The sequence below is a fragment of the Pseudomonas baltica genome, assembly GCF_031880315.1.
In the GTDB taxonomy this organism is placed as follows: Bacteria; Pseudomonadota; Gammaproteobacteria; order Pseudomonadales; family Pseudomonadaceae; genus Aquipseudomonas.
The window spans coordinates 1876624-1894105 of sequence record NZ_CP134771.1 but is presented as its reverse complement, the minus strand read 5'-3'; the positions used below and the strand labels follow the sequence as shown (position 1 = coordinate 1894105).

The following is a 17482-nucleotide window of genomic DNA, read 5'->3' as shown; positions in this document are numbered from 1 at the left end:
CACCGTCGGTGTGACTGAGCCACTTTTCGGCGGCAAGCCCCCTCGCTACGGGCTGGGGTGGCGTTACACCACTTCGAGGCGCACCTTGTGCTGGTTCAACAGCTGGGTCAGGGAAGCCACCGGTGGTTGGTCGGTCACCAGGCAGTCGATCAGGCTGATCGGGCCCAGGCGGACCATGGCGTTGCGCCCGAACTTGCTGGAGTCGGCGGCCAGGATGACTTGCCGCGCGTTGGCGATGATCGCCTGGGATACCCGTACTTCCTGATAATCGAAGTCAAGCAGGCTGCCGTCTTCGTCGATGCCGCTGATACCCACCAGCGCGTAATCGACCTTGAACTGATTGATGAAGTCGACACTGGCCTGGCCCACCACACCGCCATCGCGGCGCACGTTGCCGCCGGCCAGCAGCACTTCGAAATCGTCCTTGCCACTGAGGATGGCAGCCACGTGCAGGTTGTTGGTGATGACCTTCAACTGGTTGTGGTTGAGCAGGGCGCGGGCGATGGATTCGGTGGTGGTGCCGATGTTGATGAACAGCGAGGCATGGTCCGGAATCTGCGCGGCGATGGCCTCTGCGATGCGCTGTTTTTCGTCGCGCATCTGATCGGCGCGCATGGCGTAGGCGGTGTTTTCGATACTGGAATCATAGGCCGCACCGCCGTGGTAGCGACGCAGCAGGTTGCTCTCGGCGAGCTGATTGATGTCGCGGCGGATGGTCTGCGGGGTAACGACGAACAGCTGGGCCATTTCTTCGATACTGACGTAGCCGCGTTCGCGGACCAGTTCGATGATTTGTTGTTGGCGCGGAGGCAGGTTCATGGGCATTCCTTCAGGCTGCCGTACAAATTCCCCCATGATGCCGCAGGATTGGCATTAGAGCCAGCATGCACGGCGCCGGCCCCCTCCTCCAGAGAGGGCTGGCGCCTGTCGGACTGCAATCAATCCGCGTCGTGCGGTTCCCAGTCGCGGGTGCGCTCGACCGCTTTCTGCCAGCCGGCATAAAGCTTCTCTTTCTCCGCTTCGCCCAGCAGTGGCTCGAACTCGCGCTCGATCACCGCCTTGCCGCGCAGCTCGTCGAGGCTCTTCCAGAAACCGCATGCCAGGCCTGCCAGATACGCCGCGCCCAGTGCCGTGGTCTCGCGCATTTGCGGGCGCTCGACGTGGGTGCCGAGGATGTCGGCCTGGAACTGCATCAGGAAGTTGTTGGCTACCGCGCCACCATCCACGCGCAAGGCCTTGAGACGTTCGCCGGAATCCTGCTGCATGGCGTCCAGGACGTCACGGGTCTGGTAGGCGATCGATTCCAGTGCGGCACGGATGATGTGATCGACCTTGACCCCGCGGGTCAGGCCGAACAACGCGCCACGGGCATAGGGGTCCCAGTACGGTGCGCCCAGGCCGGTAAAGGCCGGTACCAGGTACACGCCGTTGCTGTCCTTGACCTTGCTGGCGAAGTACTCGGTGTCGTAGGCATCGTTGACCAGCTTGAGCTCGTCACGCAGCCATTGCACGGTAGAACCACCGTTGAACACCGCGCCTTCCAGTGCGTAAGCCACTTCGCCGCGCGGGCCGCAGGCGATGGTGGTGAGCATGCCATGCTTGGATTCGACCGCCTTGGAACCGGTGTTCATCAACAGGAAGCAGCCGGTGCCGTAGGTGTTCTTGGCCTGGCCCGGTTCCACGCACATCTGCCCGAACAGCGCTGCCTGCTGGTCGCCGGCAATCCCGCCGATGGCGATGCCGCTCTTGGTTCGGCCGTAGATTTCGGAGGACGATTTGACCTCTGGCAGCATCTCGCGTGGGATGTCCAGGGTTTCGAGCATCTTGGCGTCCCACTCCAGCGTGTGGATGTTGAACAGCATGGTGCGCGAGGCGTTGGTGAAGTCGGTGACGTGGGTCTTGCCGCCCGTAAATTTCCAGATCAGCCAGCTGTCGACGGTGCCGAACAGCAATTCGCCACGGCGCGCGCGTTCGCGGCTGCCTTCGACGTGGTCCAGGATCCATTTGAGCTTGGTGCCCGAGAAGTAGGGGTCGATCACCAGACCGGTGGTGGCCTTGATGTACTCTTCCATGCCGTCCCGCTTGAGCTGCTGGCAGATCTCGGCGCTGCGTCGGCACTGCCAGACGACCGCGTTGTAGATGGGACGGCCACTTTCCTTTTCCCAGACCACGGTGGTTTCGCGCTGGTTGGTGATGCCGATGCAAGCGACCTGATCATGGTGCAGGCCAGCTTTTGCCAGGACCTCGACCATGGTCGCGCTTTGCGTGGCGAAGATTTCCATCGGATCGTGTTCGACCCAACCCGGTTGCGGGTAATGCTGAGTGAATTCGCGCTGCGAGCTGCACACCACATTGGCATCGCGATCGAAGATGATCGCCCGCGAACTCGTGGTGCCTTGGTCAAGGGCGATGATGTAGTTCTTGTTCTGAATATCGGTCATGGCGATGGCCTTGCGCAAAAAGTGGATGAATCAGCACGGTGGGGCACGAAGCGGGTCAGGCTCGGGCTTTTTCCCCGGCAATGTTTTTGACGGTATCAGCAACAACGGGCTCGGGCGTTGCGACCGGCAGATTGCGGCCGATCAACACGCGGTATGCCCCGGCACCCAGGCAGGCGCCAATGATCGGTGCAAAGATGGGAATCAGGAAATAGGGGATATCACGACCACCGGTGAAGGCGATATCGCCCCAGCCCGCGAGGAAGGTCATCAGCTTGGGCCCGAAATCCCGCGCCGGGTTCATCGCGAAGCCGGTCAGCGGGCCCATCGAGCTGCCGATGACCGCCACCAGCAAGCCAATCAGCAGCGGTGCCAGCGGGCCGCGGCGCACGCCGTTGTTGTCATCGGTGAGGGCCATGATCACGGCCATCAGGATAGCGGTGATGACCATCTCGACCAGAAACGCCTGGGGGGTGCTCAAGGCCGGATGCGGATAGGTAGAGAAAACCGAAGCCAGTTGCAGGCTTTCGACGCTGCCCCGCACCATGTGATGGGTTTGTTCGTAATCGAAGAATAGCGAGCTGTACAGCGTGTACACCAGCGCCGCGCCGCAGAAGGCGCCGGCAACTTGGGCGACGATGTAAAACGGCAGTTTGCGTTTTTCGAAACCGGCGAACACGCACAAGGCGATGCTCACCGCGGGGCTCAGATGGCCGCCGGAAACACCGGCACTCAAATACACCCCGAGGCTGACGCCCACGCCCCAGATGATGCTGATTTCCCACAGGCCGAAGCTGGCGCCCGCGACCTTGAGCGCGGCCACGCAGCCGGTACCGAAAAAGATGAACAGTGCGGTTCCGAGAAATTCGGCCACACATTGACTGGACAACGTCGGTTGCTGGATCGAGTGGGTCATGTGGTACCTCTTTTTTGTTTTTGTCTGGCGCCGTTGTGGCGCTCTGTATTGTCCCGGCCGTAAAACCCCATCACGGTCGGCGGTGTCGCGGCGAATGGTCGCAGTTTGACGCGCGATCTTCACAAACGAAAAAATATAGACAAGAAACGCATATGTCAAAGGTCGAAAGTGAACCAGCGGCCATTATATGACCGTCGGGCGGGTCGATGATGGCGAAAAGACTGCGCAAGGCGTCGATCAAGGGGGAAAAATACTGCCGTTTCGGCCAGAATCCATTGGGCGTCGGTGTGGTAGCCGGCGCTTTCCCTGAATTGCAGGAGCCCTCATGACACCCGCTCTGGATTTACTGAAAAAAGCCCGCGCCGAACATCGGATTCACAGTTACGAACACGATCCCAAAGCAGCCTCCTACGGCTTGGAGGCGGCAGAAAAGCTCGCCCTGCAACCTGAGCAGGTGTTCAAGACCTTGTTGGCCGCCACTGAGCGTCACGAATTGCTGGTGGCCGTGGTGCCGGTGGTGGGTAGCCTCGATCTGAAAGCGCTGGCCCAGGCCGCCGGCGTAAAGAAGTGCGAGATGGCCGATCCGGCGGCGGCGCAGCGCTCTACCGGCTACCTTCTTGGTGGCATCAGCCCGTTGGGGCAGAAAAAACGCCTGCGAACTTTCATCGATCAATCGGCTCAACCCTTTACTACGATCTTTGTCAGTGCCGGTCGTCGTGGTCTGGAGGTGGAATTGGCGGCATCGACGCTGGCCGAGCATACCCAGGCCCAGTTCGCCGCCATTGCCAAAGCCTAAGTTTTTTCAACCGTCGCTCGCTTATCCTAGAGGTCTGGCCATGCCACTGGACTTTCACCAGGTTGACGCTTTTACCGAACATCCGTTCGCCGGGAATCCGGCCATCGTCTACCGCCTGGACGCCTGGTTGCCTGACGGGCGGATGCAGCAGATTGCCGCAGAGCATAACCTGGCAGAAACGGCGTTCGTGGTGCACGAAGCGGCGGGTTGGCACATCCGCTGGTTCACCCCGACAACCGAGGTCCCCCTGTGCGGGCACGCCACTTTGGCCGCTGCCCACGTGCTGTTCGAGATCTATGCATTGCCCGGCGACTTCATCGAATTCTCCAGCAAGTCCGGGCGCTTGAGCGTCACCCGCGAAGGTGGTCGGCTGTGGCTGGACTTTCCAGTTATCGAGCCCAGCGAGCTAGGTGTGACGGTCGATGTCGAGCGGGCGCTGCGCACGCCGGTGGTCGATGTGCTGGCGTCGATGTCGCTGCTGGTGGTGCTCGAATCGGAAGCGGCGGTGAGGGCATGCCAGCCGGACTTCGCGTTAGTGGCCAAATTGTTGTGGCCGGGGGTGATTATTACCGCTCGCGGCGACCATCACGATTTTGTCTCGCGCTATTTCGCGCCGGCTATCGGTCAATGAAGATTCAGTGACCGGATCAACTCACTGCAGCTTGATTCCTTATTGGTCGCATCGTCTGAATAAGACGTTGCTCAGCGCCTGGCAGTGTTCCGCCCGCGGCGGCGAGCTGGCGTGCAGGTTGGAAGACGATCGAGTGAAAATCGGCGGATATGTCAGGCTGGTGGCCAGCGGCAGGTTGCTGGTGGAGTAGCCGGCTGCACTGGCGTGGCAAACTGGGGCATTGGCGGCTAGAGCCTGCTCCAGCAGGTTTGCTAGCGCTGCTGGAGCGGGATTATTGACTGACTGACGGCGCAAAGCTGACCAGCGGCCCGGGTCGCAACGCGATGCCGATTTCGCTCCCGAGTGCGTATTGCAGCTGGCTTGGCAGCAAGGCCTCTACCGCCGCGCCGCTGGGCAATTGCAGGCGGTACAGGATCGACGCACCCTGGAACACCCTGCCCAGCACCCGCGCCCGCACCGGGCTGTCGGGGGCGTGCAGCAGGCTGTCTGGGCGAAGCAGTATATCGACGGCAACCCCTGGGGCGACGTCAGCATGGGCTTGCACCTCACCCAGTTCGGTGTTCACACCTTGCCCCTGGCCCTGCTGGCCGCGGATGAAGAACCCTTGGCCGATGAAGCTGGCAACGTAGGGTGTTTTTGGCGCGTGATAGAGATTGTAGGGCGTATCCCACTGCTCCAGTCGACCCTGCTTGAACACTCCGACCTGATCGCTGACGGCAAAGGCTTCTTCTTGGTCGTGGGTAACCAGGATGGCACTGGTGCCGCGGTGCTTGAGGATATCGCGTACCTCATGGCTGAGGCGCCGACGCAACTCGACATCGAGGTTGGAGAAGGGTTCGTCGAGCAGCAGCAGTTGCGGTTGCGGTGCCAGGGCGCGGGCGAGGGCGACGCGTTGCTGCTGGCCACCGGACAGTTCATGGGGGAAGCGCTGCCCCAGCCCTTGCAGGTTGACCAGCTCGAGCATTTCAGCGGCCAGCGTACGCGCCTCGGCCTGCTGGCGAATACCGAACAGTACGTTGTCGGTCACCGTCAGATGGGGAAATAGCGCGTAGTCCTGAAACACCATGCCGATCCGGCGCTTTTCGGGTGCCACGGTGAAACCAGAGCGGGCGACGGTTTTGCCGCCCAGGCGAATCTCACCGGCGTGCACCGCCTCGAAACCGGCGATGGCGCGCAGAGTGGTGGTCTTGCCGCACCCCGAAGCCCCCAGCAGACAGCCGATGTCGCCCGCTTGCAGCTGCAGATTCAACTGCTGGACGACTGGCTGGCCACCATAGCCGCAGGCCAGATCGTGAAGCTCGAGCAGGCTCATGCCGGGCGATAGCCCGTCTCGACGAGGAATTCGAGCAGAGCTTTCTGGGCGTGAAGGCGGTTCTCGGCTTGATCCCAGGCCACGGCGCGTGGGTCGTCGAGCACGTCCAGGCTGATTTCTTCGCCGCGGTGCGCGGGCAGGCAGTGCATGAACAGCACATCGCTGGCCGCCAGGTCGAGCAGCTCGCGGTTGACCTGATAGGGCGCGAACAATTTGAGGCGCCGGGCGGTTTCTTCTTCCTGGCCCATGGAGGTCCAGACGTCGGTGCTCACCAGGTGAGCGCCACGTACGGCTTCTTTCGGATCACGGAAAATCTGCACGCGATCGCCAGCCAGGGCGACGAATCTGGGGTTCGGCTCGAAACCTTCCGGGCAGGCGACGCGCAGCTGGAAATCGAACTGGATGGCGGCTTCGATATAGCTGTTGCACATGTTGTTGCCATCCCCGATCCAGGCCACGGTGCGGCCTTTGATCGAGCCACGGCGCTCGAGGAAGGTCTGCATGTCCGCCAGCAGCTGGCAGGGGTGCAGATCGTCGGACAGGCCATTGATCACCGGTACGCGGGAGCTGGCCGCGAACTCGGTGATATTGCTGTGGGCATAGGTGCGGATCATCATCACGTCGAGCATGCTTGACATGACGACCGCGCAATCGCCGATCGGCTCGCCACGACCCAGTTGGGTATCGCGCGGCGACAGAAAGATCGCCTGGCCACCGAGCTGGATCATGCCTGCCTCGAAAGACAGCCGGGTACGGGTCGAGGATTTTTCGAAAATCATGCCCAGCACACGGCCTTTCAGCGGTTCGAACAGTACGCCGCGGTTACGCAGGTCTTTGAGCTCGACCCCTCGACGAATGATGCCGACCAACTCATCGGGCGTGCAATCCATCAGGGAGAGAAAGTGCCTTGCGCTCATCATTGACTACCTTTTTGCAACGGACCGCAGATCCTCTATAAGACCGTTTCGACAAAAACAGCTGAGACCTGCGGGCGAAAGCCGCACGGGGCGACGAAAATAAGGGAAGACGCGATCGTATAAGAAAATGTCGCGCCTTACCAATAGCGGCTACTCTTTATCGATGGGTTTGCAAGAAATAATGCCGCGAGACCACCGAGAAACCGCTACTGGAATGCCTCGGGAAAGAGTGCAACGATTTATGACAGGCGCCGGTGAACAGCCCTTTTCAGAGCCTGTTTGACTCCCACGGGGGCCGGGCAGGGCTTTTTGTACACTGGACCTGCAGTCTTTGGCAATGAACTCCGTGCAGACGCCCAGGGTCATTGGTAGAGACGGGCATCCCGCAATTCGTTCCGATCCGATAGCGGGACGTTCCATAAAGTCCTTGGGTGAGATATATAGTGTGTCCCATGCGATACAGGGAGTCGTGGAATGGATTCAAGAGAGCAACAATTGATGGAGTTGCTGGGCATTACCGCCCGTACGCTGACCCATCTGACGGCATCGATGACGTCGATGTCGTTCGAGCTGCTGCGCAGTGAAGACTCCGTTACCCGCGCCGCAGGCAAACGCATGATCGACCGAATGGCGACCATCAGCACCGGGCTCGATGAGCATTGGCGTCTGATCGGCGAGCTGACGGGCGTGCCATTGGCTCAGGAAGAGGTCGAGACCGTGCTGGAGATCCAGCTGCTCAACCCGCCTTCCACGGTTGTGCCATTGACTTCATGAGGCGAGGGGCTGCCCCTTGATTCATGAAAGTGGGCCGGTGGTCCCATGCTTGAGCGTTTTGCTCGGCTTTTTGTTACCATTGGTCACCGTGCCGACATTCTGAGTCGGAAAGTTCAGCCGAGGTGCTCCAATGGATATCATCGAAACGATCAAAGATCAGATTGCCGCCAACACCGTACTGCTCTACATGAAAGGTGCACCCAATGCACCGCAGTGTGGTTTTTCGGCCAAGGCATCGCAATGCATCATGCAGTGCGGCGAAAAATTCGCTTACGTGGACATCCTGCAAAATCCGGAGATCCGCGCCAATCTGCCTAAGTACGCCAATTGGCCGACCTTCCCGCAACTGTGGGTGGGCGGCGAGCTGATCGGCGGCAGCGATATCATCGCTGACCTGTTCGCCAGCGGCGAGCTGCAAACCACCATCAAGGCTGCCGTCGAAAAAGCCAAGGCCGCTGAGGCCCAGGCAGACGCCTGAAGTCTAGCCTGCGTCGTGGGAGCGGGTCCTGCCCATTCCCACAGTAGAGGCAGTGTTTGCCAGCCATGAAAAAGCCCGGCCTCCTTTGCAGGAGCCGGGCTTTTTTACGGCCGGCCGAAAGTCAGTCTTCTTCGCCCATGCCCGATTGCAGGTAATTTTCGATACCGATCTTGTCGATCAGGCCAAGCTGGGTTTCCAGCCAATCGATATGCTCTTCTTCCGATTCGAGGATATCTTCAAGCATTTCGCGGCTACCGAAGTCTCCAACGCTTTCGCAGTGGGCGATGGCGGCCTTGAGGTCCTGATGGGCCTTATGCTCGAGCTTGAGGTCGCATTCGAGCATTTCCTGGGTGTGCTCACCGATGAGGATCTTGCCCAGTTCCTGCAGGTTGGGGATGCCTTCCAGAAAGAGGATACGCTTGATGATCTTGTCAGCGTGCTTCATCTCGTCGATAGATTCTTTGTACTCGAGCTTGCCGAGGCGATTCAGGCCCCAGTCCTCATACATGCGTGCGTGCAGGAAGTACTGATTGATTGCAATCAGCTCGTTCCCGAGGACTCTGTTGAGATGCTGGATAACGCTGATATCGCCTTTCATGGTTGGCCCTCACCGGCTCTTTAACTGTCTATGTGCCGGAGTTTGAGCCTGGGCACGAAGACTGTCAAACCTAAGTTATTGAATAATAAGTGAAAATTAATCGGAATAAGAATGTTTGTGTTCCGCATCATGGTGCTAACTAATTGAATTTCATGCATAAAAAACCGGACACTAGGTCCGGTTCTTTAAAATCGAGGATTCAAGCCGCAGTAAATTCTACTGGATACGGTATGGCCGCTTGGGTTGCCTGGAGTTCGGTGAGCGTCTCGCGGACAACATCCTTGGCCAGGCATGCGCATTTACCACATTGCGAAGCGACGCCGGTAGCTTCCCGGACTTCCCGATAGCTGCAGCAGCCATCGAAGATTGCATCGCGGATTTGACGATCGGTGACACCTTTGCAGAGGCAGACGTACATAGAGAAAAACCGTCGCGGTGAAAAGCTGATGACGGAGATCTTAATGGTAATGAGAATGCTTGTCAAAGTACGAACATGAAACCTCTGTAACCCGCGATGAACGGTCAGATCACTTCCGAGGTGGGAGCCGGCTCTGCCCACGAAGGCGTCGGTTCAGGCACCCAGACAGAGAGCAGTACAAATCGCTTTCGCGGGCAGAGCCCCACAGATAACGCTGGCTGTTTACTCGTCGTAGTCCGGCCAGCCGCCCATTTGCTTCCAGCGATTGACGATCCCGCAGAACAGCTCGGCGGTCTTCTCGGTGTCATAGCGAGCCGAGTGAGCCTCGCGGCCGTCGAAGTCGATATCTGCCGCCTGACAGGCTTTTGCCAGCACGGTCTGCCCATAGGCGAGGCCGGCCAGCGTCGCGGTGTCGAAGCTCGAAAAGGGGTGGAAGGGGTTGCGCTTGATGTCACCGCGCACCACGGCAGCGTTCAGGAACCCAAGGTCGAAGCTGCTGTTGTGGCCGACCAGGATCGCCCGCTTGCAACCGTTGGCCTTCAAGGCCTTGCGGATACCGCGGAAAATATCGGTCAGGGCGGTTTCTTCGCTCACCGCCATGCGCAGCGGGTGGTCCAGCTTGATGCCGGTGAACTCCAATGCCGCCGCTTCGATATTGGCCCCCTCGAACGGTTCGACTCGGAAGAAGTAGGTGTGATCGGGGAACACGAAGCCTTTTTCGTCCATGCCGATGGTCGTCGCGGCGATTTCCAGCAGGGCGTCGGTGGCGCAATTGAAACCACCGGTTTCGACATCGACGACTACCGGCAGGTAACCGCGGAAGCGTGCGGCCATGGGATGGCGCGAACCGCCACCGCCACTGCCTTCGGACTCGTCATCGAAATGATCTTCACTCACGCATTTTTCTCCAGCAGGCGCCAGCGCAGTTTTTCACCGGCGCGCAGCGGAATGACAGTCTGCTCGCCAAACGGCAGGCTGACCGGGGCAGTCCATTCTTCACGGACCAGGGTAATGCTGTCGGTATTCACCGGCAAACCGTAGAACGCCGGGCCGAACAGGCTGGCGAAACCCTCAAGTTTATCCAGGGCGTTACGCTGTTCGAAAGCTTCGGCATACAGCTCGATGGCCCCGTAGGCGGTATAGCAACCTGCGCAGCCGCACGCGGCCTCTTTGGCGTGTTGAGCATGGGGCGCCGAGTCGCTGCCGAGGAAAAACTTCGGGTTGCCGCTGGTGGCGGCGTCCAGCAAGGCCACTTGGTGGGTGTTGCGCTTGAGGATCGGCAGGCAATAGAAATGCGGGCGAATCCCACCCACCAGCATGTGGTTGCGGTTGTACAACAGATGCTGGCAAGTGATGGTCGCGGCGACGTTGGCCGGGGCCTCGGTGACGAACTGCGCGGCTTCACTGGTGGTGATATGTTCGAAGACGATCTTCAGCGTCGGGAAACGGTCGACCACACGGCGCAGATGCTCGTCGATGAACAGTTTCTCGCGGTCGAACACGTCGACCTCGCCACGGGTCACTTCACCGTGCACCAGCAACAGCATGCCCAGCTCGGCCATGGTTTCCAGGGCGGCGCTGATGTTGTCGAGGTGGGTGACCCCGGAATCCGAGTTGGTGGTGGCGCCAGCCGGGTACATCTTGGCAGCGCGCACGAAGCCGGTGGCAAAGGCCGCACGGATATCTTCGGGTTGGGTGCGGTCGGTGAGGTACAGCGTCATCAAGGGCTCGAACGCGCTGCCGGCCGGGCGGGCATCGAGGATGCGCTGGCGGTAGGCGGTGGCATCGGCGGCGTTGCGCACCGGCGGTACCAGGTTGGGCATGATGATCGCGCGCCCGAAGGTGCGGGCCACGTCGGCTACGGTATGGGGAAGCACTGCGCCATCTCGAAGATGGATGTGCCAGTCGTCGGGACGCAGGAGGGTCAGGCGGTCGGACATTGGGGATTCCAGGCGGGTCGAACTCCCGGCGAATGCTACCGGAAAACGGCGGTCCAGGCACTCGCTATCAAGTTTTGCCACAACCGACCGATATCCCCAGAGTATGTAAAAGCAATCAGGGGAGTCTCCCGTGCGCCAGCTCTATCTAGCCTTATTCACTGCATTCGCCAGCTTGCCTGTCATGGCGCTGACCTTCCAGACACGCATGGAGAATGCGGCCTGGACGGTCGACGGCGATCAGTTCGAGTGCCGCTTGACCCAACCAGTCAGCGGTTTCGGCAGCGGCGCCTTTGTGCGCCGTGCCGGCGAGCAGGCCACTTTTCACCTGGCCTCGACCTCGTCCATGCTGGGCAGCGGCTCAGCGACGTTACTGGCCGCCGCTGCTGCCTGGCAGCCTGGGCGCAACGACATCAACCTCGGTGCGGTGCGCCTGGGCGCGGGCGACAATCTGTTGAGCAGCACCCAGGGGCAGGCCAGCCGATTGCTCAACGGCCTGCTCGAAGGCCGCAGCGTGGTGGTGCGCAGCGGTGCCGGTGAGGGCCCGCGGGGTACTGAAGTGCGGGTGTTGCCGATCAATTTCAGCAAAGCCTACGGTGATTTCCAGATCTGCGCTGGCAAGTTGCTGTCGATGAACTTCGACCAGGTGCGCGAATCCCAGGTCGGCTTTCCCAAGGACATCGAGCTGGACGCCGCAGCAAAGAAACATCTGGACGTGATTCTGGCGTTCATGAAGGCCGACCCGACCGTCAACCATGTCGAGCTCGATGGTCACTCCGACAACAGCGGCAATCGCCTGACCAACCGCGATCTGTCACGCCGTCGCGCACTGGCGGTCATGGAGTACCTGAAGGCCAATGGCGTACCGGAAGAGCATATCGTCATGCGCTTCCATGGCGAGCAGTTTCCGCTGGTGCCGAACAATTCGCCGGCCAACCGTGCCCGAAACCGTCGGGTGAATATCGAGCTTGAGCGTGTCACGGGCGAGCAGAAAGCCGCTCCTGCGCCGTTCGTCATGCCGCCGACGCCCGTCCCCAGTGCGCAAGCGCCTGCCTCGGCGGCGCCGGTGATACCGGTGACACCCGCCAAGCCTGCGGTACCGGCTGCACCTGCCGCAGCCCCTCCCGTAGCCGCCGCGGCACCGGCCAAGCCCACCACACCTGCCAAACCCTGAACCCTGTGGCAGTGAGCTCTGCCCGCGAAGCCTCGCGGGCAGAGCTCACTGCCACAGCGGAATGCAGCGCAGAAAAACACAATAAACCGTCGCTTTGTCGTCATTGGCTGTCGCGCCACTGTAATTTCACGGGTTTGGACGGTAGAATCAGCGGTTTTCCGTACAACCCCGTGGAGTGATGGCATGGCGGACGTAAACAAGGTCGTTCTGGCGTATTCCGGCGGCCTGGACACTTCGGTGATCCTCAAGTGGCTGCAGGATACTTATAACTGTGAAGTCGTGACCTTCACCGCTGACCTGGGTCAGGGCGAAGAGGTCGAACCGGCACGCGCCAAGGCTCAGGCCATGGGCGTCAAGGAAATCTACATCGACGACCTGCGCGAAGAGTTCGTGCGCGATTTCGTGTTCCCGATGTTCCGCGCCAACACCGTCTATGAAGGCGAGTACCTGCTCGGTACGTCCATCGCTCGTCCGCTGATCGCCAAGCGCCTGATCGAAATCGCTAACGAAACCGGCGCCGACGCCATCTCCCATGGTGCGACCGGCAAGGGCAACGACCAGGTGCGTTTCGAGCTGGGCGCCTATGCCCTCAAGCCGGGCGTCAAGGTGATCGCTCCGTGGCGCGAGTGGGACCTGCTGTCCCGCGAGAAACTGATGGATTACGCTGAAAAGCACGCTATCCCGATCGAGCGTCACGGCAAGAAGAAATCGCCTTACTCCATGGATGCCAATCTGCTGCACATCTCCTATGAAGGCGGCGTGCTGGAAGACACCTGGACCGAGCACGAAGAAGACATGTGGCGTTGGACCGTCTCCCCGGAGAAGGCGCCCGATCAGGCGCAGTACCTGGAGCTGACCTACCGCAACGGTGACATCGTGGCACTCGACGGCGTCGAGATGACCCCGGCCACCGTGCTCGCGACCCTCAATCGTATTGGTGGCGAACACGGTATCGGCCGTCTCGATATCGTCGAAAACCGTTACGTGGGCATGAAGTCCCGTGGCTGCTACGAAACCCCGGGCGGCACTATCATGCTGCGCGCGCACCGCGCCATCGAGTCCATCACCCTTGACCGCGAAGTCGCGCACCTCAAGGATGAGCTGATGCCCAAGTATGCCAGCCTGATCTACACCGGCTACTGGTGGAGCCCGGAGCGTCTGATGCTGCAGCAGATGATTGACGCCTCCCAGGCGCACGTGAATGGCGTGGTTCGCCTGAAACTGTACAAGGGCAACGTTATCGTTACCGGGCGCAAGTCCGACGAATCGCTGTTCGACGCCAATATCGCTACCTTCGAAGAAGATGGCGGCGCCTACAACCAGGCGGATGCTGCGGGCTTCATCAAGCTCAATGCGTTGCGCATGCGTATTGCTGCAAACAAAGGTCGCAAACTGTTCTGATCGACGGTTGCTGACTGAAAAAGCCCTGGCTCATGCCGGGGCTTTTTCGTTTCGGGCTATTGGTCGGGAGGCCTGCCTGGTACATCAAGTGCCCAGCCGATCGCTGCTGACCAATATCACCACTTGGCTATCCACCGTCTGCTGATCACTGGCCCGAGACAGCGCGCTGATTTTCTCGATCAGTTCGAAGCAGTGGTGGCGGTCCCTGACATGCTGGCAGTCGATGACATGCACCAACCCACCGGGTAATGGCAGGTAAGCCGACTCGGCGATCTTGCTCGCGGCGCGGGCGGCAATGGCCAATTGATTGTAATCAGTGGCAGTGCCGGAAACGCCGGCAGGCGCTTCCTTGCTGGTATTTTGGGTCTTCAGGAAGTTCTCCTGGTCAGTAAAGTCTGACGGTGAATAGAGTGCCCGATTGTTGAAATTAAGTGTCACAAAAAACAGCAGTGTCAAAAAAGGCGGGAAGCCAATCAGGAACCACGTATATATGTATTGATTGTCCGATTCGAGCAGTGGCAGTGATGCAAGCGCAGAGGCTTCTATTGTCGCTGCAAATATTGCAATGATCGTCAGCGGGCTTTTGGCTAGTTGCGTGCTTTCCATGAGTTGGCGCTCCAGGTCGATGCGGCACTGTCTGCTGGTCAATGTCTGTCGAGCCAGTCTGCGTGCTTCGCGGTGCAGCGTCAGGCTCTATTCAGAGGTGCGCGAGTGGTTTTCTCGATTGTCTCAATCCCTTGGCGGAGCGACCCCGTACATAGATAGCGCATTGAATCGGTGGCCTGCTTCTTGAAATGGAATAACAAGTTAAAACATTTAGAAGTTATACCTGATGCTCGGTAACGCCTTGTGAAGATTGCTGATGTCAAGTCGTTTGCTGATCACTAAACGCTTGTGTACCGTTTGGGCTTGCGCGGAGATAGCTGTTGGCGAGGCCGGCTGACGATGCTTTACGGTGATATCGGAAAGATATTCTGTAGGAAAATTCGTTCGCTGTTGTAGGAATCGTCTCAACCACTAGTTGGATGGAGTACTGCGATGCAAACGGAAGAAAGACTGCGCTATCTTGCGCGCTCTAAAAATTCTAACAGCGAAATTTGGATGCCCCATGAATAGAGTGCTGATCGTGGATTATCATCCGGTCGTTCGCCTGGCGGTGCGCATGCTGATGGAACGGCACGGCTACGAGGTGGTGGCGGAAACCGATAATGGCGTCGATGCTCTGCAGCTGGCGCGGGAACACAAGCCGGACATCGTGATCCTCGATATACGTATACCCAGGCTTGGCGGGCTTGAGGTCATTCATCGCCTGACGGCGCCAGTTCATGCCCCGCCCGTCAAGGTGCTGGTGCTGACCTCGCAGACGCCAGGACACTTTTCCGGACGTTGCATGCAGTCTGGTGCGGCGGGGTACGTGTGCAAGGAGCAGAACCTCACGGAGCTGCTGAGCGCCATCAGGGCGGTCCTCTCCGGGTACAGTTACTTTCCCAATCAGGCCTTGCATTCGGTCCGAGCCGACATGGCGAATGCCTCTGAGGCAGACATGGTCGACCGCCTGTCCGGGCGAGAGATGATGGTGTTGCAGCAGTTGGCTCAAGGCAAGAGCAACAAGGAGATCGCCGAGGGCATGTGCCTCAGTAACAAGACGGTGAGTACCTACAAGACTCGGCTGCTAAGCAAGCTCAATGCCCGCTCGCTGGTAGATCTGATAGAGCTCGCCCAGCGCAATGGCCTCGTTTGAGCGATGCAGGCACATGTCGCCGCCGGACGCCAGCGAGGGATAGGCGCAATGTCGCCAACAGTGGGCCGTTCGCAGGCGCCGGTTGCTAGATATCGAAGTCCAGATCGGCCAGGCGTTTTTGCAGCCGTCGTTCCTCAAGCAGGTTATCGATGGTGCGGCGTTTGCTCAAATTGGTCTTCGCGACTTCCACCGGTGCCTCGGCCTCGTCGTTATCGCCCGCGACAAAATCTTCGTCAACATCCAGTTGTTCTTTACCAGTGCTCATCTGTCCTCTCCAGGCATGGGCCGTTGGCGCCTCTTATAGCGATATTCGGTGACCGGGGGAAAAAGATTTTTTCAATCGAGTGATGCGCTTTTTCTATAAAGAACCAATGAATAGCTAACGAACGGTCATGGGAGCCTCAATCGTCCGAGGTCTTGAACCGGTAATCGCACAGGTCTTCGACTCGGCAACTGCCGCAACGGGGCTTGCGCGCCTGGCATACATAGCGGCCGTGGAGGATCAGCCAGTGATGGGAATCCAGCAAATATTCGCGGGGCACGAATTTCATCAGGGCTTTTTCAACGTCCACCACATTCTTGCCGGGAGCCAGTCCGGTGCGATTCGATACGCGGAAAATGTGGGTGTCTACGGCCATGGTCAGTTGCCTGAACGCGGTGTTGAGCACCACGTTGGCGGTTTTTCGCCCGACCCCTGGCAGTGCTTCGAGGGCTTCTCGGCTCTGCGGCACTTCCCCGTTATGCAGCTCCACCAGCAGGCGGCAGGTCTCGATGACATTCTTGGCCTTGCTGTTGTACAGGCCGATGGTCTTGATGTACTCCGACAGTCCTTCCACACCCAGCGCGTAGATGGCCGCCGGCGTATTGGCCACGGGATACAACTTGGCAGTGGCCTTGTTGACCCCGACATCCGTGGACTGCGCCGACAGGATCACCGCGATCAGCAGCTCGAACGCCGAACTGTAGGCCAATTCGGTTTTCGGCTCGGGGTTGTCCTCGTGCCAGCGGCGGAACATTTCTCGGCGTTTGAGCGCATTCATCGCGGTCGGCAATCCTGAGTAGGGGCAAGGGTAGGGGGTTGCAAGCGCAGCAGGTTGGCTTCGGCCGCGTCGAGTTCATCCTGCAAGGTCTGCAGGCGCGCGAACTGTTCGGCGGTCGGCGGCGAATCGTAGGCCTGGCGAGTCTTGTTGACTTGAGCGCGGGTCATGGCCACGGCGATTTTTGCCTGTTTCAGCGCGGTGTTCTGGGCCAAGGCCTTTTGCGCCTTGATCCGCTCGATCGCCGAGAGGGGCGTACCTGAGACTGGGCGCACGGCGGTATCAGGCACGGCAGACGCCGCGAGCCTGGACTGTCGGGCCGCCTGTTTGCGCTGCAGATCGCGTTGCAGGCGGGCGGTGCGATTTTCGAAGCGTCGCCGGGCCTGATCGCGTTTGTCAGTGCGCAGTTGCCGCTGGATAGGTGCCAGGGCCAGGTCGCCGACCAAGGCGATCACTGGCTGCTTCAGGGCGGCCAGCGGGATCAGATCGATACAGTCGACCGGACATGGCGCCACGCACAGGTCGCAGCCGGTGCATTCGTCGATCAATACGGTATGCATCTGCTTGGCAGCGCCGAGGATGGCATCCACCGGGCAGGCCTGAATGCATTTGGTGCAACCGATGCACTCGGCTTCGCGAATGAAGGCGACCTGGGCTGGGGCATCGCCCCGTTGCAGGTCCAACTCGATGACGGGGATGTGCAGCAGTTCGGCGAGGGCGGCAATGGTTTCGCTGCCGCCCGGCGGGCAGCGGTTGATCGGCTCGCCGGCAGCAATGCCTTGCGCATAGGGCTTGCAGCCCGGATGGCCGCATTTGCCGCATTGGGTTTGCGGCAGCAGGGCATCGATGCGTTGGATCAGGCTCATGGGATCGGTCGAATGGAAGGGGCTGGATAGGGCAACCAAGCCGACCTG

18 protein-coding genes and 2 pseudogenes are annotated in these 17482 nt (G+C 59.9%); 7 read left to right on the top strand and 13 right to left on the bottom strand.

Annotation, left to right across the window (positions count from 1 at the left end):
• Positions 1-63: 63 nt before the first annotated feature.
• The 3 genes from REH34_RS08300 to REH34_RS08290 form a co-directional block, all read right to left on the bottom strand.
• The gene (locus REH34_RS08300; protein WP_226505044.1) at positions 64-819 is read right to left on the bottom strand and encodes a DeoR/GlpR family transcriptional regulator; all 756 of its coding nucleotides are present in this window, start codon (positions 817-819) and stop codon (positions 64-66) included.
• A 119-nt stretch (positions 820-938) separates the two neighbouring features.
• The gene (glpK, locus tag REH34_RS08295) at positions 939-2441 is read right to left on the bottom strand and encodes a glycerol kinase GlpK (protein WP_226505045.1); all 1503 of its coding nucleotides are present in this window, start codon (positions 2439-2441) and stop codon (positions 939-941) included.
• A gap of 55 nt (positions 2442-2496) precedes the next feature.
• The gene (locus REH34_RS08290) at positions 2497-3354 is read right to left on the bottom strand and encodes an MIP/aquaporin family protein (RefSeq protein WP_226505046.1); all 858 of its coding nucleotides are present in this window, start codon (positions 3352-3354) and stop codon (positions 2497-2499) included.
• Between the two features lie 325 nt (positions 3355-3679).
• Here REH34_RS08290 and ybaK point away from each other — a divergent pair, with 325 nt between their 5' ends.
• Positions 3680-4150, top strand: a complete 471-nt coding sequence (ybaK, locus tag REH34_RS08285; RefSeq protein WP_226505047.1) for a Cys-tRNA(Pro) deacylase — start codon at positions 3680-3682, stop codon at positions 4148-4150.
• 40 nt (positions 4151-4190) lie between these two features.
• Positions 4191-4971: pseudogene (locus tag REH34_RS08280) on the top strand (PhzF family phenazine biosynthesis protein).
• Between the two features lie 81 nt (positions 4972-5052).
• Here the strand turns inward: REH34_RS08280 and REH34_RS08275 are convergent.
• Both REH34_RS08275 and argF read right to left on the bottom strand, forming a co-directional pair.
• The gene (locus tag REH34_RS08275; RefSeq protein ID WP_311971354.1) at positions 5053-6093 is read right to left on the bottom strand and encodes an ABC transporter ATP-binding protein; all 1041 of its coding nucleotides are present in this window, start codon (positions 6091-6093) and stop codon (positions 5053-5055) included.
• Positions 6090-7010: an ornithine carbamoyltransferase gene (gene argF, locus REH34_RS08270; RefSeq protein ID WP_311971353.1), complete on the bottom strand. Its 921-nt coding sequence runs from the start codon at positions 7008-7010 to the stop codon at positions 6090-6092. The genes REH34_RS08275 and argF overlap by 4 nt, the downstream gene beginning before the upstream one ends.
• Before the next feature lie 474 nt (positions 7011-7484).
• Between argF and REH34_RS08265 the strand changes: the two genes are divergently transcribed.
• Both REH34_RS08265 and grxD read left to right on the top strand, forming a co-directional pair.
• Positions 7485-7784 (top strand): hypothetical protein, encoded by a 300-nt coding sequence (locus tag REH34_RS08265; protein ID WP_226505051.1) that lies wholly within the window; start codon positions 7485-7487, stop codon positions 7782-7784.
• A gap of 130 nt (positions 7785-7914) precedes the next feature.
• Entirely contained in the window at positions 7915-8262 is a 348-nt protein-coding gene (gene grxD / locus REH34_RS08260) for a Grx4 family monothiol glutaredoxin (RefSeq protein ID WP_226505052.1), read from the top strand.
• Between the two features lie 121 nt (positions 8263-8383).
• On the opposite strand, the gene bfr is transcribed toward grxD, so the two are convergent.
• The 4 genes from bfr to pyrC all read right to left on the bottom strand — a co-directional run bounded on the left by bfr (position 8384) and on the right by pyrC (position 11218).
• Positions 8384-8860, bottom strand: coding sequence for a bacterioferritin (bfr, locus tag REH34_RS08255; protein WP_226505053.1), 477 nt, complete (start codon positions 8858-8860; stop codon positions 8384-8386).
• A 199-nt stretch (positions 8861-9059) separates the two neighbouring features.
• On the bottom strand, positions 9060-9278 hold the full coding sequence (locus tag REH34_RS08250) for a bacterioferritin-associated ferredoxin (RefSeq protein ID WP_226505326.1): 219 nt from the start codon (positions 9276-9278) through the stop codon (positions 9060-9062).
• A gap of 222 nt (positions 9279-9500) precedes the next feature.
• Complete coding sequence (gene rnt, locus REH34_RS08245) at positions 9501-10175, bottom strand: ribonuclease T (RefSeq protein WP_226505054.1); 675 nt, start codon at positions 10173-10175, stop codon at positions 9501-9503.
• Positions 10172-11218 carry a dihydroorotase gene (gene pyrC, locus REH34_RS08240; protein ID WP_226505055.1) on the bottom strand — a complete coding sequence of 349 codons (1047 nt, stop codon included), beginning with the start codon at positions 11216-11218 and terminating at the stop codon, positions 10172-10174. The genes rnt and pyrC overlap by 4 nt, the downstream gene beginning before the upstream one ends.
• Before the next feature lie 130 nt (positions 11219-11348).
• Between pyrC and REH34_RS08235 the strand changes: the two genes are divergently transcribed.
• Both REH34_RS08235 and REH34_RS08230 read left to right on the top strand, forming a co-directional pair.
• Positions 11349-12389: an OmpA family protein gene (locus REH34_RS08235; protein ID WP_311971352.1), complete on the top strand. Its 1041-nt coding sequence runs from the start codon at positions 11349-11351 to the stop codon at positions 12387-12389.
• A gap of 183 nt (positions 12390-12572) precedes the next feature.
• The gene (locus REH34_RS08230) at positions 12573-13790 is read left to right on the top strand and encodes an argininosuccinate synthase (protein WP_311971351.1); all 1218 of its coding nucleotides are present in this window, start codon (positions 12573-12575) and stop codon (positions 13788-13790) included.
• Positions 13791-13874: 84 nt separating this feature from the next.
• Here REH34_RS08230 and REH34_RS08225 read toward each other — a convergent pair whose 3' ends face one another.
• Positions 13875-14396 (bottom strand): hypothetical protein, encoded by a 522-nt coding sequence (locus REH34_RS08225; protein WP_226505057.1) that lies wholly within the window; start codon positions 14394-14396, stop codon positions 13875-13877.
• A gap of 502 nt (positions 14397-14898) precedes the next feature.
• Between REH34_RS08225 and REH34_RS08220 the strand changes: the two genes are divergently transcribed.
• A complete protein-coding gene (locus REH34_RS08220; protein ID WP_226505058.1) occupies positions 14899-15531 on the top strand; it encodes a response regulator transcription factor in 633 nt (210 codons plus the stop codon).
• An 85-nt stretch (positions 15532-15616) separates the two neighbouring features.
• On the opposite strand, the gene REH34_RS08215 is transcribed toward REH34_RS08220, so the two are convergent.
• From REH34_RS08215 to rsxB, 3 genes and pseudogenes are all read right to left on the bottom strand, one after another.
• The gene (locus tag REH34_RS08215) at positions 15617-15796 is read right to left on the bottom strand and encodes a PA3496 family putative envelope integrity protein (RefSeq protein ID WP_226505059.1); all 180 of its coding nucleotides are present in this window, start codon (positions 15794-15796) and stop codon (positions 15617-15619) included.
• Positions 15797-15932: 136 nt separating this feature from the next.
• The gene (gene nth, locus REH34_RS08210; protein WP_311971350.1) at positions 15933-16571 is read right to left on the bottom strand and encodes an endonuclease III; all 639 of its coding nucleotides are present in this window, start codon (positions 16569-16571) and stop codon (positions 15933-15935) included.
• Between the two features lie 17 nt (positions 16572-16588).
• Positions 16589-17434: pseudogene (gene rsxB / locus REH34_RS08205) on the bottom strand (electron transport complex subunit RsxB); the annotation flags it as partial.
• Positions 17435-17482 lie beyond the last annotated feature (48 nt).